This is a genomic window from Sinomonas atrocyanea, from assembly GCF_001577305.1.
Classification (GTDB): domain Bacteria; phylum Actinomycetota; class Actinomycetes; order Actinomycetales; family Micrococcaceae; genus Sinomonas; species Sinomonas atrocyanea.
This window is the reverse complement of sequence record NZ_CP014518.1, coordinates 2,349,011-2,372,365: the sequence shown is the minus strand read 5'-3', so window position 1 is coordinate 2,372,365 and position 23,355 is coordinate 2,349,011. Positions and strand designations below refer to the sequence as shown.

At 71.6% G+C, this 23,355-nt stretch carries 20 protein-coding genes; 14 read left to right on the top strand and 6 right to left on the bottom strand.

The annotated features are described in order from the left end of the window. Positions 1-38 precede the first annotated feature (38 nt). The 3 genes from SA2016_RS10870 to SA2016_RS10860 all read right to left on the bottom strand — a co-directional run bounded on the left by SA2016_RS10870 (position 39) and on the right by SA2016_RS10860 (position 2,983). The gene (locus SA2016_RS10870; protein ID WP_066497981.1) at positions 39-1,463 is read right to left on the bottom strand and encodes an NAD-dependent succinate-semialdehyde dehydrogenase; all 1,425 of its coding nucleotides are present in this window, start codon (positions 1,461-1,463) and stop codon (positions 39-41) included. Between the two features lie 69 nt (positions 1,464-1,532). Further along, the gene (locus SA2016_RS10865; protein WP_066497980.1) at positions 1,533-2,696 is read right to left on the bottom strand and encodes a UxaA family hydrolase; all 1,164 of its coding nucleotides are present in this window, start codon (positions 2,694-2,696) and stop codon (positions 1,533-1,535) included. Beyond that, positions 2,675-2,983: a UxaA family hydrolase gene (locus tag SA2016_RS10860; protein ID WP_066497978.1), complete on the bottom strand. Its 309-nt coding sequence runs from the start codon at positions 2,981-2,983 to the stop codon at positions 2,675-2,677. Before SA2016_RS10860 ends, SA2016_RS10865 begins: the two co-directional genes overlap by 22 nt. 156 nt (positions 2,984-3,139) lie before the next feature. Here SA2016_RS10860 and SA2016_RS10855 point away from each other — a divergent pair, with 156 nt between their 5' ends. From SA2016_RS10855 to SA2016_RS10830, 6 genes are all read left to right on the top strand, one after another. Next, on the top strand, positions 3,140-3,889 hold the full coding sequence (locus tag SA2016_RS10855) for a FadR/GntR family transcriptional regulator (RefSeq protein WP_066497976.1): 750 nt from the start codon (positions 3,140-3,142) through the stop codon (positions 3,887-3,889). 322 nt (positions 3,890-4,211) lie between these two features. Continuing rightward, a complete protein-coding gene (gene acsA, locus SA2016_RS10850; RefSeq protein ID WP_066497974.1) occupies positions 4,212-6,014 on the top strand; it encodes an acetate--CoA ligase in 1,803 nt (600 codons plus the stop codon). Continuing rightward, on the top strand, positions 6,011-7,006 hold the full coding sequence (gene pdhA / locus SA2016_RS10845) for a pyruvate dehydrogenase (acetyl-transferring) E1 component subunit alpha (protein WP_066497972.1): 996 nt from the start codon (positions 6,011-6,013) through the stop codon (positions 7,004-7,006). Before acsA ends, pdhA begins: the two co-directional genes overlap by 4 nt. After that, positions 7,003-7,983, top strand: coding sequence for an alpha-ketoacid dehydrogenase subunit beta (locus SA2016_RS10840; protein WP_066497970.1), 981 nt, complete (start codon positions 7,003-7,005; stop codon positions 7,981-7,983). The genes pdhA and SA2016_RS10840 overlap by 4 nt, the downstream gene beginning before the upstream one ends. A 7-nt stretch (positions 7,984-7,990) precedes the next feature. Beyond that, positions 7,991-9,289: a dihydrolipoamide acetyltransferase family protein gene (locus SA2016_RS10835; protein WP_257125747.1), complete on the top strand. Its 1,299-nt coding sequence runs from the start codon at positions 7,991-7,993 to the stop codon at positions 9,287-9,289. After that, on the top strand, positions 9,286-9,540 hold the full coding sequence (locus tag SA2016_RS10830; RefSeq protein ID WP_066497966.1) for a phosphopantetheine-binding protein: 255 nt from the start codon (positions 9,286-9,288) through the stop codon (positions 9,538-9,540). Before SA2016_RS10835 ends, SA2016_RS10830 begins: the two co-directional genes overlap by 4 nt. A gap of 51 nt (positions 9,541-9,591) precedes the next feature. Here the strand turns inward: SA2016_RS10830 and SA2016_RS10825 are convergent, their stop codons facing one another. From SA2016_RS10825 to asnB, 3 genes are all read right to left on the bottom strand, one after another. Then, on the bottom strand, positions 9,592-10,926 hold the full coding sequence (locus tag SA2016_RS10825; RefSeq protein WP_066502345.1) for a phosphoribosyltransferase family protein: 1,335 nt from the start codon (positions 10,924-10,926) through the stop codon (positions 9,592-9,594). Positions 10,927-11,054: 128 nt separating this feature from the next. Then, on the bottom strand, positions 11,055-13,067 hold the full coding sequence (locus tag SA2016_RS10820; RefSeq protein WP_066497965.1) for a M3 family metallopeptidase: 2,013 nt from the start codon (positions 13,065-13,067) through the stop codon (positions 11,055-11,057). Positions 13,068-13,202: 135 nt separating this feature from the next. After that, positions 13,203-15,866: an asparagine synthase (glutamine-hydrolyzing) gene (gene asnB / locus SA2016_RS10815; protein ID WP_066497964.1), complete on the bottom strand. Its 2,664-nt coding sequence runs from the start codon at positions 15,864-15,866 to the stop codon at positions 13,203-13,205. 168 nt (positions 15,867-16,034) lie between these two features. Here asnB and pdxT point away from each other — a divergent pair, with 168 nt between their 5' ends. The 8 genes from pdxT (at position 16,035) to secF (ending at position 23,330) form a co-directional block, all read left to right on the top strand. Further along, entirely contained in the window at positions 16,035-16,673 is a 639-nt protein-coding gene (pdxT, locus tag SA2016_RS10810) for a pyridoxal 5'-phosphate synthase glutaminase subunit PdxT (protein ID WP_066497963.1), read from the top strand. Between the two features lie 2 nt (positions 16,674-16,675). Then, the gene (locus SA2016_RS10805) at positions 16,676-17,431 is read left to right on the top strand and encodes a YebC/PmpR family DNA-binding transcriptional regulator (RefSeq protein WP_066497961.1); all 756 of its coding nucleotides are present in this window, start codon (positions 16,676-16,678) and stop codon (positions 17,429-17,431) included. 54 nt (positions 17,432-17,485) lie between these two features. After that, positions 17,486-18,070 carry a crossover junction endodeoxyribonuclease RuvC gene (gene ruvC / locus SA2016_RS10800; RefSeq protein ID WP_066502344.1) on the top strand — a complete coding sequence of 195 codons (585 nt, stop codon included), beginning with the start codon at positions 17,486-17,488 and terminating at the stop codon, positions 18,068-18,070. Positions 18,071-18,217: 147 nt separating this feature from the next. Next, a complete protein-coding gene (ruvA, locus tag SA2016_RS10795; protein WP_066497960.1) occupies positions 18,218-18,859 on the top strand; it encodes a Holliday junction branch migration protein RuvA in 642 nt (213 codons plus the stop codon). Continuing rightward, positions 18,852-19,922 (top strand): Holliday junction branch migration DNA helicase RuvB, encoded by a 1,071-nt coding sequence (gene ruvB, locus SA2016_RS10790; RefSeq protein WP_066497959.1) that lies wholly within the window; start codon positions 18,852-18,854, stop codon positions 19,920-19,922. The genes ruvA and ruvB overlap by 8 nt, the downstream gene beginning before the upstream one ends. Before the next feature lie 130 nt (positions 19,923-20,052). Next, positions 20,053-20,493: a preprotein translocase subunit YajC gene (yajC, locus tag SA2016_RS10785; protein WP_084249765.1), complete on the top strand. Its 441-nt coding sequence runs from the start codon at positions 20,053-20,055 to the stop codon at positions 20,491-20,493. A 72-nt stretch (positions 20,494-20,565) separates the two neighbouring features. Further along, positions 20,566-22,335 (top strand): protein translocase subunit SecD, encoded by a 1,770-nt coding sequence (gene secD, locus SA2016_RS10780; RefSeq protein ID WP_066497957.1) that lies wholly within the window; start codon positions 20,566-20,568, stop codon positions 22,333-22,335. Next, positions 22,335-23,330, top strand: coding sequence for a protein translocase subunit SecF (gene secF, locus SA2016_RS10775; RefSeq protein ID WP_066497956.1), 996 nt, complete (start codon positions 22,335-22,337; stop codon positions 23,328-23,330). The genes secD and secF overlap by 1 nt, the downstream gene beginning before the upstream one ends. The last annotated feature ends 25 nt before the right edge of the window (positions 23,331-23,355 follow it).

The following is a 23,355-nucleotide window of genomic DNA, read 5'->3' as shown; positions in this document are numbered from 1 at the left end:
ATGGTTGTGGGTCCCGCGCGGGGCACGGGGTGGGGGAGTCAGATCCCGATGGAGAGGTAGCGGGTCTCTTCGAATTCCTCGAGGCCCAGGCTCCCTCCCTCACGTCCCAGGCCCGACTGCTTGGTCCCGCCCATGGGGGCGAACGCCACAGTGGGCAGGGCGTTGTTGATGCCGGTGATCCCGACGTCGAGCTGCTCGCCGACGCGCCAGATCCTTGCCTGGTCGCGGGTGTAGAAGTAGCCGGCGAGGCCCATCTCGGTGGCGTTGGCCCGCTGCAGGACTTCCTCTTCGTCCTCGAATCGGAAGATCCCCGCCGCCGGGCCGAAGACTTCCTCTGTGGCCAGGCCGACACGGTCCGGGACGTCGACCAGGATCGAGGGCGCGCAGAACGCGCCCTCGGGCAGGCTGAAGTCGCGGGTGACCTTCTTCGCGCCGGCGTCGAGGGCCTCTTCGACCAGCCCGTTGACCGCCCGGACCCTCCGATGGTCGATGCATGCGGCCAGGTCGGGCACCGGCGAGGCCAGCCCGTCCCCGATGCTCATGGCGTCCACGGCGGCCGAGAACCTGGCGACGAAGTCGTCGTGGACGGAGGCGTGGACGAAGAACCGGTTGGCGCCGATGCAGGACTGGCCGGTGTTGCGGAACTTGGCCAGCATCGCGCCGGTCACCGCGGCGTCGAGGTCGGCGTCGTCGAACACGATGAACGCCGCGTTCCCCCCGAGCTCCAGGAGCGGCCGGACGACTCGACTGCTTGCCTGGGACATGATCTTCCGCCCGACCGGGGTGGAGCCGGTGAACGACACGACCCGGACCGCGGGGTGGTCCAGGAACGCGCCGGTGATCTCTGCGGGCGCGCCGTGCACCAGGTTGACCGTCCCCGGCGGCATGCCCGCATCGGTGAGGCATCGGACAAGCTCTGTTGCCGCGAGCGGCGCCTGCTCGGAGACGCGGGCGACGACGGTGCAGCCGGCGGCCAGGGCGGGGGCCAGTTTGCGCGCCGGGATCGAGCAGGGGAAGTTCCAGGGCGTGAGGCTGGCGACCACTCCGGCGGGCCGGCGGAAGGTGAGGTGACGGCGCTCCTGTGCCTCCTGGGGGTGCACCGCGCCGTGCGGGCGTCGCACTTCCTCCGCGAACCAGCGGAAGTACTCGGCGGAGAAGCGGACCTCCCCGACCGCCTCGGGCAGCCGCTTCCCTGCCTCTCTGGCCAGCAGCAGGCCGATCTCCTCGGCCCTGGCCGAGATCAGCTCCGCGGCCCGGTGGAGCAGGTCGGCGCGGACCCTGGCGGGGGTGCCGCCCCACGCAGGCAGTGCGGCAGCGGCGGCGTCGGCCGCGGCCTGGGCATGCTCGAGGCCGCCATACCCGATCCGGCCGACGACGGAGCCGTCCACCGGGTTGAGCACGTCGACGTGCTCAGTGGTGTCCTGCCAGACGCCATCGATCAGATTGGTCAGTTCTTGCGACATGTCTTTCCGTTCCTGGGTGTTCTGCAGGGTGCGCCGGGGAAGGGCGGCCGCCCCTCCCCGGCGCGGGGATCAGGCGCTCGGGTACAGCCTGGTCATGACGAACTCCCGGTGGCCGAGCACCTCGTTGCACGTCAGACGCCCGTTCACGGTGCGGTCGATGACCTCCATCAGCTGGTCCCCGGCCGAGCTGAGGTCGTACTCGCGCCGCAGCAGTCCTGAGCAGTCCACGTCCATGTGCTCGCTCATGGTCTCGGCCGTGAGCGGGTTTGCCGTGATCTTGACCACCGGTTCGATCGGGTTGCCGATCACGTTGCCCTGCCCTGTGGGGAACAGGTGCACGACGGCCCCGGCAGCGGCCATGAGCGTGATGCACTCGGCGGCCGCAGACGAGGTGTCCATGAAGTACAGGCCGGGGCCGGCCCCCGGGGCCTCGGCCGAGTCGAGCACGCCGACGACGGGCTTGGTTCCGGTCTTGGCGATGTTGCCCATCGCCTTCTCCTCGATCGTGGACAGGCCGCCCCGGATGTTGCCCTGAGTCGGCTGGGAGCCGAGCAGGTTCGCCCCCGTGCGCTCGACGACGTCGATGTAATTGTCGTAGATGGCCTGGAACCGCTGGCGTACGGCGTCGTTCACGCACCGCTCCGCGATCAGATGCTCTCCGCCGGTCAGCTCGGTCGTCTCCCCGAAGAGCACGGTCCCGCCGGCATCGACCCATCGGTCGACGGCCTCGGCCGTCGTGGGGCACGACCCCAAGCCGCTGGTCGTGTCGGACTCGCCGCACTTGATCGACATCATGATCTCGCGGCGCTCAACCGGCTCACGGTACTTCTCAGAGTCCTCCTGCAGGAACGCCGCTGCCGCCCGGGAAGCCTTCTCGATCGTCTTGAGGTCCCCGTTGCGTTCGATGGAGAAGCCCTGGACCTTCTTCCCGGTCTTGGCGATCCCCTCCACGATGAGCTGGGTCCAGTTCGGCTCGATGCCGATCACGACCACGGAGGCAACGTTGGCGTTCGAGCCGGTTCCGATCAGTGTGCGGAAGGTCAGGTCCAGGTCCGGTCCGAACTGGAGGCGTCCATAGGCATGGGGCAACGCCAGCGTGCCCGGGACCACCTTGGCCACCGCCTCCGCCGCTGCATTGGAGAGGTCATCCACGGGCAGGATGACTGTGTAGTTCCGGATGCCGACCGATCCGTCCTCGCGACGGTATCCGCTCAGGCCACGCTGTTCTGCCACCGGGCGCTCCTTACATTGTGGATGTGGACGTACGAGCCGCGGCTGATGTCCTCCGTGGCGATACCGATCCGTAGCCCGTACTCGATGACGTCGTCGCCGGCCTTCATGTCGGCCAGTGCAAGCTTGTGCCCCAGCGGGACGGGGTCGTGGAGCTCGACGGTCACCGAGGCCGGGCCGCGCAGGTACCCGCCCTCGACGAGGCCGGGCTCCAGGTCCCGCACTGCCACTGCCACGACGTCACCGTCGTAGTGCGCCAGGAAGCCGGGCTCCCCTGATGCGTCTGTCATGTGTCCTCCTTAGTGGAAAGAGGTCTTACCTCTTGATCCGAAAGTCTGCCACGCTGTGACGAGGGGCACAACCCCCTCTGGAAGATATTTCGGAGAAAACAGGTAAGGTGGTCTTACCTTCGAGACGGTGTGTGCTCGAGTGACAGGAGGGGAACGATGCAGGCTCAGGAGGCGTGGGCGCCGGTCCGGCAGGGCAGCGTGTCCGAGCTGGTCATGCGGCGGATCCTCGACGTCATCGCGAGCGAGCACCTGCATCCTGGCGACAGGCTCCCTCCCGAACGTGAACTCGCAGCGAAGCTGGGCGTCGGGCGGCCGTCGCTGCGGGAGGCGCTCGGTGCGCTGAAGGCCCAGGGGCGGGTGGACGTCCGGCACGGGAGCGGGGTCTTCGTCGCCGACCCGGAGCCCACCCGCAAGCTGCGCGCAGCCCTCTACGGCGAGGACATCGCCATCGAGGAGCTCTACGACATGCGGGAAGTGCTGGAGGTGCCGGCAGCGGCCTGGGCGGCCAGCTACCGCGACCCGGCAAGACTCGAGGCCGTCAGCGCTGCCCACGAGAGCCTCGCAGCCGCAAGCTCCGAGGCTGAGGTGGACTGGCGTCGCCTTCAGGAGCTCGATGCAGCCTTCCACCTGCGCATCGTCGAAGCCGCAGGCAACCGCTTCCTCGCCCAGACCCAGGGCGTGCTGCAGGAAATCCTCTCCCGGGGCATCGAGACCACCCTGCGGATGCCCGGGCGCCTTGAGAAGTCGCGGGTAGAGCATCGGCGGATCTTGGACGCGATACTCGCCGGAGACCCCGCCGCGGCCAAACGGGCCGTCAGGGCGCACATCCGCGGCGCGCGCAAGGCCGCGCTCCAGCGGCTCCACGAGGAGCCCACAGACGGCAACGAGTCCGGGCAGGCCAGCTAGGGGGGGTGCGGTGAGCCCCAGGCCCCGATGCGCCGCCTACTGAGGGAGCTCAAGGGCAGGACGTCCTGTCAGGACATCTCGTCGGAACGAAGGAACCATAAGGCGAACAGTGGCTTCGCCGCCTCGATCTCGCCAGGGCGCTCCGCTCGAAGATCTGCCATGTGCCGTCCGAGATCCGAGTGCGGCTGCCGCGTTGCGGACGCCCACTGTGGACACCGGCATCAACGTCGACGACATCTTCGAGCCCAACCACCGCGCCGGGCCCCGCCGCGGGGACTTTAGGCACTGGGCCGGCCCGGATCGCCGGGCGTGTCATGGTGAGGTGAGCGCCGAGACACCGACGGGCACCGTGTGGCCCACGATCCACAAGGATCCGTCCGCGCTCGCAGTCCCCCCGCACCTGGCGGACTACGCGCGCGAATGCTCGTCCTTCACCTGGCAGGGAGCCCGCCAGCACCTCGACGGGCTGCCTGGGGGCGCCCTCAACATCGCCCACGAGGCCGTCGACCGGCACGCCGTCGGGCCACGGGCCCAGCACGAGGCGCTGCGCTTCGTGCGCGCGGACGGTGCGGTCGAGTCGCTCACCTACGCGGTCCTCGCCGAGCGGACGGCCCGGTTCGCCGGCCTCCTCAGGGCCCTCGGCCTTAAGGAGGGCGCCCGCGTCTTCTCGCTCCTGGGCAGGCGCCCCGAGCTGTACACAGCCGTCCTGGGGACGCTCAAGGCAGGCGGCGTGTTCTGCCCCCTGTTCTCCGCGTTCGGACCCGACCCCGTCCGGCAGCGGCTGCGCCTCGGCGGCGCCCAGGTGCTCGTCACCACGCGGTCGCTGTACCGGAAGAAGGTCGCGGCCCTCCGGCCCGACTGCCCGGACCTGCGCCACGTGCTCCTCGTCGACGCGGACGGCGACCCCGAGCCGGACACGCTCGATCTGGCCGCGCTCTTGCAGACGGCCGAGCCCCTCGCCGAGACGGTGCCGACCCGGCCGGGGGACTACGCCCTCCTGCACTTCACGAGCGGGACCACCGGAACGCCCAAGGGCGCCCTGCACGTCCACGAGGCGGTGGTGGCCCACTGGGCCACGGGGCGCTACGCGCTCGATCTCCACCAGGGGGACGTCTACTGGTGCACCGCGGACCCGGGCTGGGTCACCGGCACGTCGTACGGGATCATCGCCCCCCTCGTGCACGGGGTCACCGCGGTCGTCGACGAGGAGGAGCTCGACGTCGACCGCTGGTACCGCATCCTCGCCGCGGAACGGGTGGGCGTCTGGTACACGGCCCCGACTGCGCTGCGGATGCTGATGAAGGCCGGCGCCGAGCGGGCCTCCGGCCACGACCTGTCGGCGCTGCGCTTCGTCGCGAGCGTCGGCGAGCCGCTCAACCCCGAGGTCGTGCTGTGGGGGCAGGAGGCGCTGGGACTGCCCGTGCACGACAACTGGTGGCAGACCGAGACCGGCGGCATCATGATCTCCAACTACGCCGCGATGGACATCCGCCCGGGATCGATGGGCAGGCCGCTGCCCGGGGTGGAGGCGACCGTGCTGCAGCGGGACCGGGACGGGCGCCCGGTGCTCGAGCACGGCGAGGCGCTGCCCGTGGAGCACCCCGGGGAGGTGGGCGAGCTCGCGCTGCGGCCCGGCTGGCCCTCCATGTTCCGCGGCTACCTCAACGAGGACGAGCGCTACCGCAAGTGCTTCGTCGGCGGCTGGTACCTCACCGGCGACCTCGCGACCCGGGACGCTGACGGGTACTACTGGTTCGTGGGCCGCGGCGACGACGTCATCAAGTCCTCCGGCCACCTCATCGGCCCCTTCGAGGTCGAGAGCGCCCTCATGGAACACCCCGCCGTGGCGGAAGCCGGGGTCATCGGCGTGCCAGACCCCGTGGCCGGGGAACTGGTCAAGGCCTTCCTGGAACTGCGCCCGGGGTACGAGGGCGGCGAGGCCCTCCGCCTCGACATCCTCGGCTTCGCGCGCCGCCGCCTGGGCGCCGCGGTGGCCCCGCGCGAGATCGACTTCGTAGCGGCCCTGCCGCACACCCGCAGCGGCAAGGTGCTCCGCCGCCTCCTGCGCGCCCGCGAGCTGGGCCTGCCGGAAGGCGATGTCTCCACCCTCGAGGCCCGGCCATGACGGCGCCCGCGGACGCCGCGGCGGCGGGCCCCGGCAGCCCCCGCGCGCTCCTGAGGGCGATGCTGCGGGTGCGGCGCCTCGAGGAGGCGTGCGTGCGGCTCTACACCGAGCAGAAGATCCGCGGGTTCCTCCACGTGTCCATCGGCGAGGAGGCCGTCGTCGCGGGCGTCACGAGTGCCCTCGAGCCGGGGGACGCGATCGTGGCCACCTACCGGGAGCACGGGCACGCCCTCTTGGCCGGCATCCCGGCAAGGAAGCTCATGGCCGAGATGTACGGCCGCGCCGAGGGGTGCAGCCACGGCCGCGGCGGGTCCATGCACCTGTTCGACGCTGACGCGCGCTTCTTCGGCGGCAACGCGATTGTGGCCGGCGGGCTGCCCCTCGCCGTCGGGCTGGCCCTCGCCGACGCGATGCAGGGCCGCGACCGCGTGACGGTGTGCTTCTTCGGCGAGGGCGCGATGGCCGAGGGGGAGTTCCACGAGAGCATCAACCTCGCGGCCCTGTGGCGCCTGCCCGTGCTCTTCTGCTGCGAGAACAACCTCTACGCCATGGGGACCGCCCTCGCCCGCTCCGAGTCGCAGACCGACCTCGCGCTCAAGGCCTCCTCCTACGGCGTCCCCTCGTGGGAAGTGGACGGGATGGACGCCCTCGCCGTGGCCGACGCCGCGAGGAAGGCCGTGGACTCGGTCCGGGCCGGGGGCGGCCCGTACTTCCTCGAGCTGCGCACCTACCGCTTCCGCGCCCACTCGATGTTCGATCCCGAGCGATACCGCGAGCGGGCCGAGGTCGCCGCCTGGATGGAGCGCGACCCCATCCCGCTCCTCCGCTCGTCGCTGACCTCCGCCGGCGACCTGGACGACGCCGGGTGGGCCGCGCTCGAGCGCGAAGCCGAGGACGAGGTCCAGGACGCCATCGCGTTCGCCGAGGCGGGCACCCTCGAGCCCATCGAGACCCTGGAGCGCTTTGTGTACAGCGAGGGGCGCGCACCGTGAAGACGACCTACCGGGAGGCCATGCGCGCGGCCCTCCGTGAGGCCCTGCAGCGCGACGACCGGGTGTTCCTCATGGGCGAGGACGTGGGCGCCTACGGCGGCTGCTACGCGGTGAGCCTGGGCCTGCTCGAGGAGTTCGGGCCCGAGCGCGTCCGCGACACCCCCCTGTCGGAGTCCGGCTTCGTCGGCGCCGGCATCGGGGCGGCACTGAACGGCATGCGGCCCATCGTCGAGATCATGACCGTGAACTTCAGCCTCCTGGCCCTGGACCAGATCGTCAACAGCGCCGCGTCCCTGCTGCACATGTCCGGGGGCCAGTTCAACGTCCCCCTCGTGATCCGCATGACCACGGGCGCGGGGCGGCAGCTCGGCGCACAGCACTCCCACAGCCTGGAGGGCTGGTACGCCCACATCCCTGGCCTGCGTCTGCTCGCCCCCGCGACCCTCGAGGACGCCCGCGGGATGCTCTGGACGGCCCTGGCGGATCCGGACCCGGTCCTCATCTTCGAGCACGGCTCGCTGTATGCGGCCGAGGGCGAGCTGGCCGACGACGCCGGCCCGGTCGGGATCGACCGCGCCGAGATCCGGCGGCCGGGCACCGACGTCACGCTCATCACATACGGGGGCACCCTCCCGCTCACGCTCGACGCCGCCGCGCAGCTCGCCGAGCGGGGCGTGGCCGCGGAGGTCATCGACCTGCGCACGCTGCGCCCGCTCGACGAGGAGACGATCCTCGCCAGCGTGGCACGCACCCACCGGGCGGTCATCGTCGACGAGGCGTGGCGCAGCGGCAGCCTCTCGGCCGAGATCGCCGCCAGGATCGCGGAGAAGGCCTTCTACGAGCTCGACGCCCCCGTGGCCCGCGTCTGCGGAGCGGAGGTGCCCATGCCCTACCCCAAGCACCTCGAGGAGGCCGCCCTGCCCTCCGCCGCCCGGGTGGTCGCCGCGGCGCTCGAGGCGGTGGGCGCCGGTGCATGAGCTGCGCATGCCCTCGCTCGGGGCGGACATGGAGCACGGCAAGGTGGTCGAATGGCTCGTGCATCCGGGCGACGCGATCCACCAAGGAGACCTCATCGCGGTCGTCGACACGGACAAGACCCTCATGGACGTCGAGTCCTTCGAGGACGGCGTCGTGGGCGGCTACCTCGTGGACCTCGCCGAGACCGTCCCGGTCGGGACGCCCATCCTGAGCCTCGCTGAGCCGGGGGAAGAGGCCGGCCCCCGGGACGAGCGGCGACCCGCGGACGAGGGCGGGCCCGTCCCCGCCGCACCGCCTCCCGAGCCGGCCGCGCCGCCGGCGGAGGCAGAGGCGGCCGCCGCGCCGCCTGCGGTCCCGCGGCCGACGCCGGCCGGCCGGCGCGTGCGGTCCTCGCCCCTCGCGCGGCGGCTCGCGGCCCAGCTCGGCATCGACCTCGCCACCGTGGCCGGCACGGGCCAGCAGGGGAGCATCTCCGAGGCGGACGTCCGCAGGGCCGCGGCCGCCGCCCCTGGCCTCCCCGCTCCCGGCGCGCCCCCCGCCGGCCTCCCGGAGCACGCCGCTCCGCCGCCCACGCCACCGCAGGAGCCGACCCCCGCCCGCGCCGCGGAGGCCCCCGCCGCCGTGGCCCCCGCAGAGGGGCGCACGGCCAGCCTGCGCGCCTCCCTCGGCGCCCTCATGGCCAAGTCCAAGGCCACGATCCCGCACTACTACCTGAGCACGACCCTCGACCTCGCCCGGATGGGCGCCGTCCTGCAGGAGCGCAACCTGGCCCGGCCCGTCTCCGACCGCCTCGTCCCCGCGGCCTTCCTGCTCAAGGCCGCGGCCGTCGCGGCCAAGGAGGTCCCGGGCATGAACGGCTACTGGACCGACCACGGCTTCGACCCGAGCGACCGCGTGCACCTCGGCGTCGCCGTCGCCCTGCGCGGGGGCGGCCTGGTGGCCCCAGCGCTGCTCGACGCCGACACCCTCAGCGTGGACGAGCTCATGCAGAAGCTGCGCGACCTCGTGGCCCGCGCGCGGGCGGGACGCCTCGCACGGACGGAGATGGCCAGCGCCACGATCACGGCCACGAGCCTCGGCGACCTCGGGGTCGACGCCGTGTTCGGCGTGATCGTGCCCCCGCAGGTGGCCATGGTGGGGCTCGGGAGGGTGGCCGAGCGGCCCTGGGCGGAGAACGGCATGCTCGGCGTCCGGATGGCCGCCACGGCAACCCTCTCCGCCGACCACCGGGTGAGCGACGGCCTCGGCGGCAGCCGCTACCTCACCCGGCTCCAGGAGCTCCTGCTCACCCCGGAGGACCTATGACACCCGTGGACCCCCGCGAGGCCGTCGCCGCGGCGCTGCGCCAGATCGCCCCCGAGATCGACCCGCAGACGCTGGACGACTCGGACCGGCTCCGACAGGACCTCGACCTCGATTCCCTCGACTTCCTGCGGCTCATCGAGCAGCTGGCAGCGGCGACCGCGATCGACATCCCCGAACACGACTATCCGGCGGTGGCCACCGTCGGCGGCCTCGTCGCCTACCTGGCCGCGCACCAGCAGCCCAGGCCCTGACGGCCCTGACGGGACGCCGGGGGAGCGGCTGCGGCTCCGGGCGTGCCCGGCTCAGGGAGTGCCCGCCCTCGCCCGCGGCTCGGATTCGCCCACGAGGTGCTCGGCGAACCAGTCCCGCGCGAGCCGCGCGACGGCGTCGAGCGCCCCCGTCTCCTCGAACAGGTGCGTAGCCCCGGGAACGATCTCGAGGCGGTGGCGGCAGGTGAGCTGCGCCGCGGCCTCCCGGTTGAGCTCGAGGACCTGGCGGTCCGCGCCGCCGACGATCAGCAGGGTCGGCGCGCGCACCGCCGAGAGCCGGGGACCTGCGAGGTCCGGGCGTCCGCCGCGCGAGACCACCGCACCGATGTCCGCCCCGGGCTCGGCGGCGGCCCAGAGCGCGGCCGCGGCGCCCGTGCTCGCTCCGAAGTAGCCGACGGGGCGCGGGGGCCCCGCGCTCACCGCGCGCAGCCAGTCGGTCACGGCCGTCAGGCGGGCGGCGAGGAGCTCGACGTCGAACACGGCGTGCCGCAGCAGCTCCTCCTCCGGGGAGAGGAGGTCCATGAGGAGCGTTCCGAAGCCCGCATCCCGCAGCACCCTGGCCACGGCGCGGTTCCGCGGGCTGTGCCGGCTGCTGCCGCTGCCGTGCGCGAAGACGACGATGGCTCCGGTGGCGGGCAGGTGCAGCGAGCCCCGGACGGTCGTGTCGTCCACCGGGATGGCGACGTCCTCGTCGATCGAGGCGGGGGAGTCCACCGGCCCGGGATGCACCGCACGGCGGCCCGCGGCGTCGAGGAGCTGCAGCACGTCGTCGTCCGTCGTCGCCGAGAAGTCGCGGTAGAACCGTCCGACCGCCCGGAAGGGGGAAGGGGTGGTCAGGCAGATCACCTCGTCCGCCTCCGCGATCTCGCCCACGGTGTCCGCCGGGCCCACCGGAACGGCGAGGACCACCCGGGCTGCGCCGAGGGCGTGTGCCACCCGGCACGCGGCGCGCGCCGTCGAGCCCGTGGCGATCCCGTCGTCCACCACGATCGCCGTCTTCCCCCGCAGGTCCTCCTGCGGCCGCACCGCGCGGATGCGCGTGGTGCGCTCCCGCAGCACCTCGCGCTCGCGGGCCTCGACCAGGGCGAGCTCGCGTTCGGTGGCACCCGACACGGCGATGACGTGCTCGTCCAGCACGCGCACGCCCCCCTCGCCGATGGCGCCCATCGCTAGCTCGGGCTGGAAGGGCACGCCGAGCTTGCGCACGATGATCACGTCGAGCGGCACATCGAGGGCCACCGCCACCTCGAAGGCGACCGGGACCCCGCCGCGGGGGAGTCCGAGGACCACCGCGTCCTGGTGGCGGTACCGGGTGAGGGCCCTGGCGAGCTCCCGGCCGGCCTGGGACCTGTCCTTGAAGACGTGCATGGCGACCTCCTCGCGTTCCTCCACTGTCCTCCCGCCGCGCGTGCGGCGGCAGGGCACAACGTCCATAGAGCGCAGCGCGCGGGCACGGTGCCCCGAGGACCGCGCCCGCGGAAGAAGGCCTGCCCGGCTCAGTCGAGGCCGCGGCGCGCCAGGAGCGGCGCAACGTCCGCGTCCCGGCCACGGAACGCCCGGAATGAGGCCAGCGGGTCCCGGGAGTTCCCGCGGGAGAGGAGCTCGCGGCGGAAGGTCTCTCCGTTGGCGCGGGTGAGCCCGCCGTTCTCCTTGAACCACTCGACGGTGTCCGCGTCGAGGACCTCGCTCCAGATGTAGGACCAGTAGCCGGCGGCGTACCAGCCGCCGGCGAAGATGTGCTGGAAGTAGCCGGTGCGGTAGCGCGGCGGCACGAGGGGCACGGACACCCCGGCATCGGCGAGCGCCTTCGCCTCGAATGCGAGGGCGTCCTGGGCCTCCTCGCCCCGGCGGAGCCGGTGCCAGGCCAGGTCGAGCAGGGAGCCGCCGAGGTACTCGGTCGTGGCGAAGCCCTCGCCCCACAGCCGGGCGGCGTCGAGCCGGGCGAGGGTCTCCGCGGGGAGCGGCTCGCCCGTGGCGTGGTGGCGCGCGTAGTTCGCCACGACGTCGGGATCGAAGATCCACATCTCGTTCACCTGGGACGGGTACTCGACGAAGTCCCGGGGCACGTTGGTCCCGGAGAAGCGCGGGTACTGCACGTCGGAGAGCATGCCGTGGAGGGCGTGGCCGAACTCATGGAAGACCGTCCGGAGCTCGTCCAGCGTCAGGAGCGCGGGCTCGCCGGCCGGGGGCTTGGGGACGTTGAGGTTGTTGATGACCACGGGGGCGTGGCCCAGCAGCCGCGACTGCTCCACGAGCGAGTTCATCCACGCCCCGCCCCGCTTCGTGGGCCGGGCGAAGTAGTCGCCGAGGAAGAGCCCGAGGCCCGAGCCGTCGGCGTCGAGCACCTCCCAGACGCGCACGTCCTCGTGGTAGCCCGAGAGGTCGGGCCGCTCCCGGAACGTGAGGCCGAAGAGCCTCCCGGCGGCGTAGAAGACGCCGTCCTCGAGCACCCTGTCCAGCTCGAAGTAGGGCCGCAGGGCCTGCTCGTCCACGGAGTACCGCTCCCGGCGGACCTTGGCGGAGTAGAAGGCCCAGTCCCACGGCTCGAGCTCGTGGCCCGCGGCCTCGGCGAGTGCCTCCGCCTCGCCCGCGGCATTGCGCACGGCCGCCGGAGCCAGCCGTCCCAGCATGTCCTCCACAGCCGAGATCGACGGCGCGGTCTGGTCGTCGACGGCCAGCTCGGCGAAGTCGGCGAAGCCGAGCAGCTCGGCCTTCTCGGCGCGCAGCCGGGCCATCGCGGTGACGAGGTCGAGGACGTCGGTCCCCCCGCCGGAGCTGCCGCGGGAGACCGAAGCCTCGAAGATGCGGCGGCGCAGGCCGCGGTCCTCGAGCACGGCAAGGTGGGGCTGGGCCGTGGGCTGGATGAACGTGAGCAGCCAGCCGGACTCGTGCCCGGCGGCGCGGGCCGCCTCGGCGGCGGAGGCCCTGTCGTCCTCCGGCATGCCCGCGAGCTCGGCGGGGTCGGTGACGAGGACCGCGGCCTCGTTGATGCCCTTCGCGACCCGCTGGCCGTACTCCGTCCCGAGGCGGGTGAGCTCGGCGTTGACCTCGCGCAGGCGCTCCTGGCCGGCCTCGTCGAGGGCGATCCCGGCGCGCCGGAAGGCGGCGAGCCATTCGGAGACCAGGCGCTCGGACTCCGGGTCGAGGCCCTCCACGGGGATGGCGGCGAAGCGCTCGTAGAGCGTGCGGTTGAGGTAGACGGCGTCCTCGTGGGCCGAGAGCTCGGGCATGAGCTCGCTCTCGAGGGCCCGGATGCCGTCGGTGCCGTGCGAGGACACGAGCGTCATGAACGCCGAGACGGCACGGTTCAGCAGGGCGCCCGAGCGCTCCATCGCCACCGCGGTGTTCTCGAAGTCCGGCGCGGCGCTGCTGCCGGCGATCGCGTCGATCTCGGCGAGGTGCTCGGCCAGGCCGGCCCGGACGGCCTCCGCGTAGTCGGCATCGTTGAGGTCGGCGAAGGGCGGGAGCCCGTAGGGCAGCGGGCTGGGGGCGAGGAGCGGGTTCGTCATGAAGTGAGGCTTTCATGTGCCGCGGCACGCGGACAAGGGGGCCGCGCCGGTGCGCCGCCGGCCCCCAGAACGGGCGACGGCGGCCGCGCGAGGTGCGCGGCCGCCGTCGTACCCGGTATCCGCCGGGCGGGCGTGTCAGCCCTGCGTGAACACGAGCGACATCGGGGTGGCCTGGGCCCCCTGGCCCTGGGGGTTGTCCTTGAACATGCCGGCGATCGTCTCGGTCGGCAGGTCCGTGTCGTGGCCCATGACGACGACGCCGAGGTCGTTGGCGTCCATGATGGCGGTGCCGCCGAACAGCTCCGCGGCGCGGGCCGGCAGCGCCGCGCGGACGGCCGCGCTGAGGGCGCGGGCCACGCCCTCGGGGTCCTTCGGGGCGAGCTTGACCGAGTTGCTCGCGGCGCCGAGGCTGTACGGCGTGGCGCCGTCGATCGCGTTGATGTTGTTCCCGACCACGTCGTAGAAGACGCCGCTCTTGCCCTGCAGCTTGCCCACCACGGAGGCCGCGGCGGCCTTGGCGATGAGCGGCAGGCCCACCTCGTTGATCGCGATCTGCATCGACCAGGGGCTCCCGAGCCCGATCCCCGCGGGGGTGCGGGTGACGAACTTCGACAGGACCCGGGCGGCGGGGGAGACCTCGATCTCCCAGACCGGGAAGGACCGGCCCTGCGTGATCGCGACGATCTTCTCGCTCACCAGCAGGTACCACGCCTTGCCGTCGACGGCGGCGCGCGCCTCCTCGGGGGCGCCGGGCAGCCCGTCGAAGAACCGCTCCACGTAGGACGTGACGGCCGGAGCGAGCTCGGTGTCCTTCGCGAAGACGTCCGTCTGCAGGGGGTAGCGGCGGTACACCCCCGAGCCCGAGGCGATGTCGAGCTCCTTGCCGGGGTTGGCCTCGTAGTCGCTCTTGTCCGCCTTGACGTCGGCGGGCGCCTCGTCCTTGTCGATGAACTCGCGCAGCCACAGCTCGACGTTCAGCAGGCGCCAGAAGATCATCGTGTCGGCGTCGTTCTTGCCGTTGAGGTACTCCTCGAAGGCGGTGAGGACCTGCTCGCGGTCCCAGTACGGGCGCGAGTAGAACGAGTTGGACATGAAGACCTTGTAGATGCGCTCCTTCATGAGCGTGAACCACTCGGCCTCGGGCGTGGTGAAGCCGATCTTGTTGCGCCGGTTGCTGATCATCTCGGGCAGGAGGCCGCGCGTGGCGTCGCGGAGCACGCGCTTGTTCCAGCCCTCCTTGATGATCGCCTCGTCGGAGAGGCTGAACAGGTACTTGACCACTTCCTTGTCGAGGAACGGCACGCGGCCCTCGAGGGAGAAGCGCATCGTGTTCTTGTCCTCGTAGCGCAGCAGCGAGGGCAGGGACTTGGCGAACAGGTCGTCGATGAGCCGGGCCTTGAGGTTCGCCGGGATGTTGCCGAAGGACTCGCCCGAGAACTTGCCGGTCCACGACTTCTTCAGCAGGGTGCCCATCGAGACGGTCTTCTTGCCGCTCGCCATGCCCTTGAGCCGGAAGCGGCCGAGCCGGTAGAAGATGTCCAGGCTCGAGCCCGACTCCTTGGCCAGCGTCGCGTAGTCGCCGGCAGCCTTGAGCTGGCGGAGGTAGGCGAAGTAGTAGGGGATGTAGCCCGCCATCATCTCGTCGGCGCCCTGGCCGTCCAGGAGCACCGTGACGTGCTTGGAGGCCTCCTTCATGACGCAGTACTGCGCGTAGGGGCCCGAGGAGATGATGGGCTCCTCCATGGTCCGCACGAAGTCGGCCAGGTCCGCGTCGAAGCCCTCCGGGGTGGGCTTGATCTTGTGCGCCTCGATGGTGCCGCTGCACGCGGCGATGGCGGCGTCGGCGTACGCCTCCTCGTCGTTGATCGCGTTGGGGAAGACCGCGCTGAATGTGTTCTGCTTCGCGCCGACGGCCTCGAGGCCCTCCGCCTTCTCCTGCATGAGCCGGTTGATGGTGACGACGACGGCGGACGAGTCCAGCCCGCCCGAGAGCGCGCTGCCCACGGGGACCTCGGAGTTCAGGCGGATCCGGATGGCCTCGGTGAAGCGGCGCCGGTACTCGTCGATGACCTCGGGCGTGTAGGGCGTGTTGACCTCGGCCAGCTCGGCGAGCTCTTCCCGCAGGCGCGTGAAGGAGGAGATGCGGAAGCGGCTCGTGGCGAGGTCCACCGTCATCATCTCGCCCGGGAGCAGCTTGCGGACGCCGTCGAAGAAGGTCTCCTCGGTGTCGTCGTGGATGCGGTACTGGAGGTACCGGTACAGGATCCGCTCGTTGGGCCGGGCCTCGACGAGCCCTGTGGCGAGGATCGGCTTGATCTCCGAGGCGAACAGCAGCCGGGGATCCTGCTCGGTGCCGGCATTGGCCCAGTAGAGCGGCTTGATGCCGAAGTGGTCACGGGCCAGGACCAGCTGGCCCCGGTGCCGGTCGAAGATGGCCAGGCCGAACATGCCGTTGAACCGGTCGAACGCCTCGGCGCCCCACTCCTCGTACGCCTGCAGCACCACTTCGGTGTCGGAGGCGGTGCGGAAGCTGCGGCCGGCCGCTTCGAGCTCGGCCCGCAGTTCCCGGTAGTTGTAGACCTCCCCGTTGTAGACGAGGACCGTCTGGCCGTCGGCACTGATCATCGGCTCCTGGCCGTGGGCGACGTCGACGATCGCGAGCCGCCGGTGCGCGAGCCCCACGCTGCCGTCGGTGAAGTAGCCCTCGCCGTCGGGCCCCCGGTGCACGATGCAGGTGTTCATCGCCGCCAGCAGCGATTCATCGAGCCCAGCGCCGAAATAGCCGGCGATTCCGCACATAGTGCTGTCCTCATCTGTTGTCCTGCGGGTCTGCGCTCCATGCTACCGGCGGGGCCCCGGGGAACCGCCGCGGAGGGTCCCGACTAGACTGTCACGGTGACATCGAACGCCCCGACCCCGCCGCAGTCAGCACCGGATCCCCGCCCAGCCCAGGACCAGGGCGCGCCCGTGGTCGGTGTGCTCGCCCTGCAGGGCGATGTGCGCGAGCACCTCGCAGCCCTCGAGCAGGCCGGCGCGCGGGCGGTCAAGGTGCGCCGTCCCGAGGAACTCGACGAGGTCGACGGCCTCGTGGTCCCCGGCGGGGAGTCCACCACCATTGACAAGCTGGCCCGTGCCTTCGGCATCGCCGAGCCGCTGCGGGCCAAGATCCGCGCAGGCTTCCCCGTGTACGGCTCGTGCGCCGGGATGATCCTGCTCGCCGACGAGATCGCGGACCCCACTCCTGATCTTGCAGGCAGGCCGCAGGAGTCGTTCGGCGGCCTCGACATCACGGTGCGGCGCAATGCGTTCGGCCGCCAGCGGGAGTCGTTCGAGACGGATCTGGACTTCAAGGAAGTGGACCAGAGCCGCGGGCCCGTCCACGCCGTGTTCATCCGCGGGCCGTGGGTCGAGCGCGTCGGCCCCGACGTCGAGGTCCTCGCCGAGGTCGATCCAGCGCACGCGTCGCACACGGCGACGCTCGGGGGCAGGTCTAGAATTGTCGCAGTGCGTTCTGGACGGCTGCTCGCCACATCGTTCCACCCCGAGGTGACGGGCGAGACACGGATCCATGAACTTTTCATCCGCATGATCAGAGGAGAAGCGTAGGCATGTCCGGCCACTCCAAATGGGCGACCACCAAGCACAAGAAGGCCGTCGTCGACGCCAAGCGTGCCAAGGCGTTCGCCAAGTACATCAAGACCATCGAGGTCGCCGCGCGCATGGGCGGCCCCGACCTCTCCGGCAACCCCGCGCTCGACCTCGCCGTCAGCAAGGCGAAGAAGAACTCGGTCCCCAACGACAACATCGACCGCGCCATCAAGCGCGGCGCCGGCCTGACCGGCGAGGCGATCGAGTACACCGAGATCATGTACGAGGCCCGCGGGCCGCAGGGCTCGGCGCTCCTCATCGAGTGCCTCACCGAGAACCGCAACCGCGCCGCGGCGGATGTGCGCCTGGCGGTCACCCGCAACGGCGGCTCCATGGCCGACCAGGGCTCGGTCAACTACCTGTTCGCCCGCAAGGGCGTCGTGGTCCTGCCAAAGAACGGCCTCTCCGAGGACGACCTGCTCATGGCGGTGCTCGACGCCGGTGCCGAGGAGGTCAAGGACGGCGGCGAGAACTGGATCGTCTACTCCGAACCCGCCGACCTCCAGGCCATCCGCGACGCCCTGACCGCGGCCGGCATCGAGTACGACACCGACGAGGCCGAGTTCGTGCCCTCGATGGAGGTCGACCTCGACGCCGACGGCGCGCGCAAGTTCGTGCGCCTCGTCGATGCCCTCGAAGACCTCGACGACGTGCAGAACGTGTACACGAACGCGGGCATGAGCGACGACGTCATGGCGGAGCTCGAGAACGACTGAGGCGTGAGTACCCCCGAGGCGCCCGGCGCGCGGACTGCGAGGCCGGGCGCCGGCCTGCGGGTGCTGGGCGTCGACCCGGGCCTGACCCGCTGCGGCATCGGCGTCGTGGACGTCGCCGCCGACCGCCGGGCGACCCTCGTCGCCGTCGGGGTGGTGGGGACGAAGGCCGACGAGCCTCTGGACGCGCGCCTGCTGGCCATCGCCCAGGCGATCGACGAATGGCTCGACCGCCACGAGCCGGAGGTCGTCGCCGTGGAGCGCGTCTTCTCCCAGCTGAACGTGAGCACCGTCATGGGCGTCGCCCAGGCCTCGGGCGTGGTGATCGCCGCGGCGGCGCGCCGCGGCATCCCGGTCGCGCTGCACACTCCCAGCGAGGTCAAGGCCGCCGTGACCGGCAGCGGCCGCGCGGACAAGGACGCCGTCACGCGCATGGTCACCAAGATCCTCCGGCTCGAGACGGCCCCGCGCCCGGCGGACGCCGCCGACGCGCTCGCGCTGGCCCTCGCCCACGCGTGGCGCGGCAGCGCTCCTGGCTCGCCCTCCGCGGCGGGACGCACGACGGCGATGCAGGCCACGGCGCTCACGGCCGCGCAGAGGCTGTGGCAGGAAGCGGAGGCGAAGGCGCGCCGCGGCCGATGAGCCGCGCACGCGCCGGGTGGCGGAAGGGCGAGCCGAGGCGAAGGCGCGCCGCGCCCCTTGAGGCGGGTCCGCGCCGTCGGCCGCTAGAGTTCTCGTAGATATGTTCGGATCCAACGGCCACGGCAACGGGCAAGGCAAGGGGTATCGGTGATCAGCTTCCTCCGCGGTCCGGTCGCCCACGTGGGGCTGTCCTCGGGCGTCATCGACGTCAACGGCGCGGGCATGGCGTTCTGGGCGACGCCCCAGACCCTCGCCGGGCTCAGGCTCGGCGAGGAGGCAACGGTCCACACCTCGCTCGTGGTGCGCGAGGACTCCCTGACGCTGTTCGGGTTCGCCGACGCCGAGGAGCGGGAGGTCTTCGAGGTGCTTCTGGGCGTCTCCGGGGTGGGCCCGCGGCTCGCGCTGGCCGTCCTGGCCGTCCACAGCCCGGAGGCGGTCCGCGTCGCGGCGCACTCCGAGGACGCGAAGGCCTTCACCAAGGTGCCGGGGATCGGTCCGAAGGTGGGCGCCCGGCTCGTCCTGGAACTCAAGGGCAAGCTCGTGCCCCTCGGGACCGCCCAGGAGCCCGCGGTCGCCGCCGCGGGGGCCGAGGCGCCGTGGAAGGCCCAGGTCATCGAGGCGATGGCCTCCCTCGGGTGGAGCGAGAAGGACGCCGCCGCGAGCATCGAGAAGGCGATGGCCGACGCTCCCGAGGTCGCCGCCTCGGGAAGCGTCCCCGAGATCCTGCGGGCCACGCTGCGCTGGCTCGGCCAGGGCGCCCGGGCGCTGAAGGCCGGCGCCCGTGGCTGAGCCGTCGCTGGTCGCCAGCCAGGAGGAGCCCGAGGAACGGGCCCTCGAGGCGGCGCTGCGGCCCAAGTTCCTCGACGAGTTCGTGGGCCAGGGGCGGGTCCGCCGCCAGCTCTCGCTGGTGCTCGAGGCGAGCCGGATGCGCGGCCGCACCGCGGACCACGTGCTGCTGTCCGGACCGCCGGGCCTCGGCAAGACCACGCTCGCCATGATCATCGCCGGCGAGATGAATGCTCCCCTGCGGATCTCCTCCGGCCCGGCGATCCAGCACGCCGGCGACCTCGCCGCGATCCTGTCCTCGCTCTCCGAGGGCGAGGTGCTCTTCCTGGACGAGATCCACCGCATGTCGCGTCCCGCCGAGGAGATGCTCTACATGGCGATGGAGGACTTCCGGGTCGACATCGTGGTGGGCAAGGGCGCGGGCGCGACGGCGATCCCGCTCGACCTGCCCCCCTTCACCCTCGTCGGGGCGACCACCCGGGCGGGACTCCTCCCCGGGCCGCTGCGGGACCGCTTCGGGTTCACCGGCCACCTCGAGTTCTACACCGTGGAGGAGCTCGAGCTCGTGCTGCGCCGTTCTGCGGGCCTTCTGGACCTGAAGGTGACCTCCGCCGGGTTCACCGAGGTGGCCGGGCGGTCGCGGGGCACCCCGCGCATCGCGAACCGGCTCCTGCGCCGGGTGCGGGACTGGGCACTCGTCCACGGCATCGAGCAGATCGACGCGCGCGCGGCGGGCGCGGCGCTGGACATGTACGAGGTCGACGCGCGGGGGCTTGACCGGCTCGACAGGGGGGTCCTGTCCGCACTCGTGACGAAGTTCGGGGGCGGCCCCGTGGGGCTGTCCACCCTCGCGATCGCGGTGGGGGAGGAACCGGAGACCGTCGAGACGGTCGCCGAGCCCTACCTGGTCCGCGAGGGCCTCATGGGCCGGACGCCCCGCGGGCGGATCGCCACGCCGCTGGCCTACGAGCACCTCGGCCTCCCGGTCCCGGCCAGCGCCCCGTTCGCCGAGAGCGCAACGCTGTTCGGTCCGGGCTCGGACGAGGCCGATGGATCGTTGGACTGATCGGGGCCGCCCTGCAGCGTGCCCTTAGACTGGGATCACACCCTCGCGTGGCCGAGGGCCCCTATGCCGCGCCCGGGACCCGCCCGAACGCTACCCGAGCCCCACACAGATTGGACCTTGTATGGACCTGATGACCATCCTCCTGCTGGCGGTCTTCGCCTTCTTCATCTTCACCATGTTCCGGCGGAACAAGAAGACGCAGCAGCAGCAGGCTGAGATGCAGTCCAAGTTCTCGCCCGGCGTGGAGGTGATGACGAGCTTCGGCCTCTACGGCCGGATCGTCTCGGTGAACGACGCCGAGAACAAGGTGGTCCTCGAACTGAGCCCCGGCAACGAGGCGACCGTCCACCGCCAGGCCGTGACCAAGGTCATCGAGCCCGCCGCCCCCGCGGCCGGCGAGCCCGCTGCCCCGCTGGCGGGCGAGGCCGCCCCCGAGGCCGGCGCGGCGCCGTCGTCCGGGATCACGCTCGGCAAGTCCGAGGAGGCGGCCCCCCGTCCTGAGGACCGGCTCGACGAGACGCCGGAGGAGACCCTGCGCCGCCTCAACGACGAAGGCAACACCAGCAAGTAGCCGAACGCGCCGCCCGGCCACCGCCGGGCGGCTCCGCGCCCACTGGGCGCCGTCCCCCATCGAAGGACCACCATGGCACGATCCCGCACGCGGCCGGGACTGAAGACCCTCATCTCACTCGGCGTCATCCTGCTCGCCCTCGTCGGCATCCTCGGCGGCGGAAAGCTGGCGGGCCAGGCATCCTGGGCGCCGAAGCTCGCCCTCGATCTCCAGGGCGGCACGGAGATGATCCTCGCCCCGAAGGTCTCGGGCGGGTCTCAGATCAACCAGGACCAGCTCAACCAGGCGGTCGAGATCATCCGGCAGCGCGTCGACGGCTCCGGTGTGTCCGAGGCCGAGATCAGCACCCAGTCGGGGCGCAACGTGGTGGTGAGCCTCCCGGGCACACCGTCCGCGGAGACGCGCCAGCTGATCCAGGCCTCCGCCGACATGAACTTCCGGCCCGTGCTCACGACCGGCGATCCCGCGGCGGTCCCGGCCGACCAGCAGCTCACGGCCGACAAGCTCCCGAAGCCGACGGCGGCGCCCAAGAACGCCAGCGACACCAACTGGATCACGGCCGACGTCTACAAGCAGTACGAGGCGCTCGACTGCACGAAGCCGCAGCCGGAGAGCACCCAGCGGTCCGACCCCAGCAAGCCCCTCGTGACCTGCGAGGCCGCGAACGGGACCCAGCCCGCGGTGAAGTACATCCTCGGCCCGGTCGAGGTCGTCGGCACGGACATCGCCGGATCCTCCTTCCAGCTGCAGCAGGGCCGCCAGGGTGCCGTCACCAACGAGTGGGCCGTGAACATCCAGTTCAACGACGCGGGCACGCAGAAGTTCAAGGCCGTGACGGAACGCCTCAACGGCTACTACGTGGCCAATCAGAACGACCCCAAGGCCCAGTTCGCGATCGTGCTGGACGACAAGGTCCTCTCGGCGCCCCGGACGCAGGCCGTCATCACTGACGGGCGGCCGCAGATCACCGGCAACTTCACCCAGCAGAGCGCCCAGGCGCTCTCGGACCAGCTGCGCTACGGCGCGCTGCCCATCAGCTTCGACATCCAGAGCGAGGACCAGATCTCGGCGACGCTGGGCACCCAGCAGCTCGAGATGGGCCTCCTCGCCGGTGCGATCGGCCTGCTCCTCGTGGTGGTGTACTCGCTCTTCCAGTACCGCGCGCTCGGGTTCGTCACCATCGCCTCGCTCGTGGTCGCCGGCGCGCTGACCTACCTCGCGATCGCCATCCTCGGCTGGACCGAGAACTACCGCCTGTCCCTGGCGGGCGTCGCGGGCCTCATCGTCGCGATCGGCCAGACGGCCGACTCGTTCATCGTCTACTTCGAGCGCATCCGCGACGAGCTCCGCGAGGGCCGGGGCCTGGTCTCCGCCGTCGAGAACGGGTGGAAGCGCGCCAAGCGGACCGTGCTTGCCTCCAAGGCCGTGAACCTCCTCGCCGCCGTGGTGCTCTACTTCGTCGCGGTCGGCAACGTCCGCGGCTTCGCGTTCACCCTCGGACTCACCGCGATCGCCGACCTCATCGTCGTCTTCATGTTCACCCACCCGATGCTGCAGGTGCTCGCACGCACGCGCTTCTTCGGCGAGGGCCACCGCTTCTCCGGCCTCGACCCGGAACGGCTCGGCGCCGTGCCCCTCTATCGGGGCGCCGGCCGGCTCCGCGAGGCCTCCGAGGCCGCCAGGGCCAACCTCAAGCCCAAGAACGCCGCCGCCGCGCGCGAAGCCGGCCGGCGCATGACCATCGCCGAGCGCCGCGCCGCCGAGGCCCAGAAGCAGTCCGAGATGACCGCTGCCTCCGGGCGGAGCGGCCGCGCGTCCAAGGGCGCGGGGGAGGAGAACTGATGTCCAACTTCTTCGCACGCTTCGGCAACGAGCTCTACACGGGCAAGCGCTCCTACCCCTTCGTGGAGCGCAAGAAGATCTGGCTCGGGGCGGCCGCGGTGCTCGTCCTCGTCTCGATCCTCATCCCGGTATTCACCGGCGGGTTCAACCTCGGCATCGAGTTCCGGGGCGGCAGCGAGTTCCGGGTCTCGGACACGGCCTCCACCGACGTCCACCGCGGCGAGCAGGCCGTGGACTCCGTGGCGCCCGGCAACCAGCCCCGGGTGAGCAACATCGCGCCCGGGACGATGCGGGTCCAGACGGAACGGCTCAGCGATACCCAGACCCTCGAGGTGAAGGGCAAGCTCGCGACCGCCTATGGGGTCGCCGCCGACCATGTGACGTCATCCTTCGTCGGGCCGACGTGGGGAGCGGACGTGTCCAAGCAGGCCCTGCTGGGCTTCGTCATCTTCGTGGCCCTCGCGGCCGTGCTCATGGCGCTGTACTTCCGCACCTGGAAGATGTCGCTGTCCGCGCTCACCGGCATGTTCGTCACGATGATCATCACCGCCGGGGTGTACGCGGCCAGCGGGTTCGAGGTGACCCCGTCGGCCATCATCGGCTTCCTGACCATCCTCAGCTATTCGCTCTATGACACCGTGGTGGTCTTCGACAAGATCCGCGAGAACACGGCGGACATCACGGCGTCGACGCGCAGGACCTTCGTCGAGGAGGTCAACCTCGCCGTGAACCAGACCCTCGTGCGCTCCATCAACACCATGATGGTCGCCGTGCTGCCCGTCGCCGCGATCCTCTTCATCGGTGCCGGCCTGCTCGGCGCAGGGACGCTGCGGGACCTCTCGCTCGCGCTGTTCGTCGGCATCCTGATCGGCACCGCCGCGACGATCTTCATCGCCGCGCCGATGTACGCGTGGCTGCGCGAACGGGAGCCCGGCCTCCGCAAGCAGGCGGAGCGCGTCGAGGCGCGTCGCTCCTCGGCGAACGCGGCCGTCTGAGCGGCCGCGCGGGGCATACACTGAG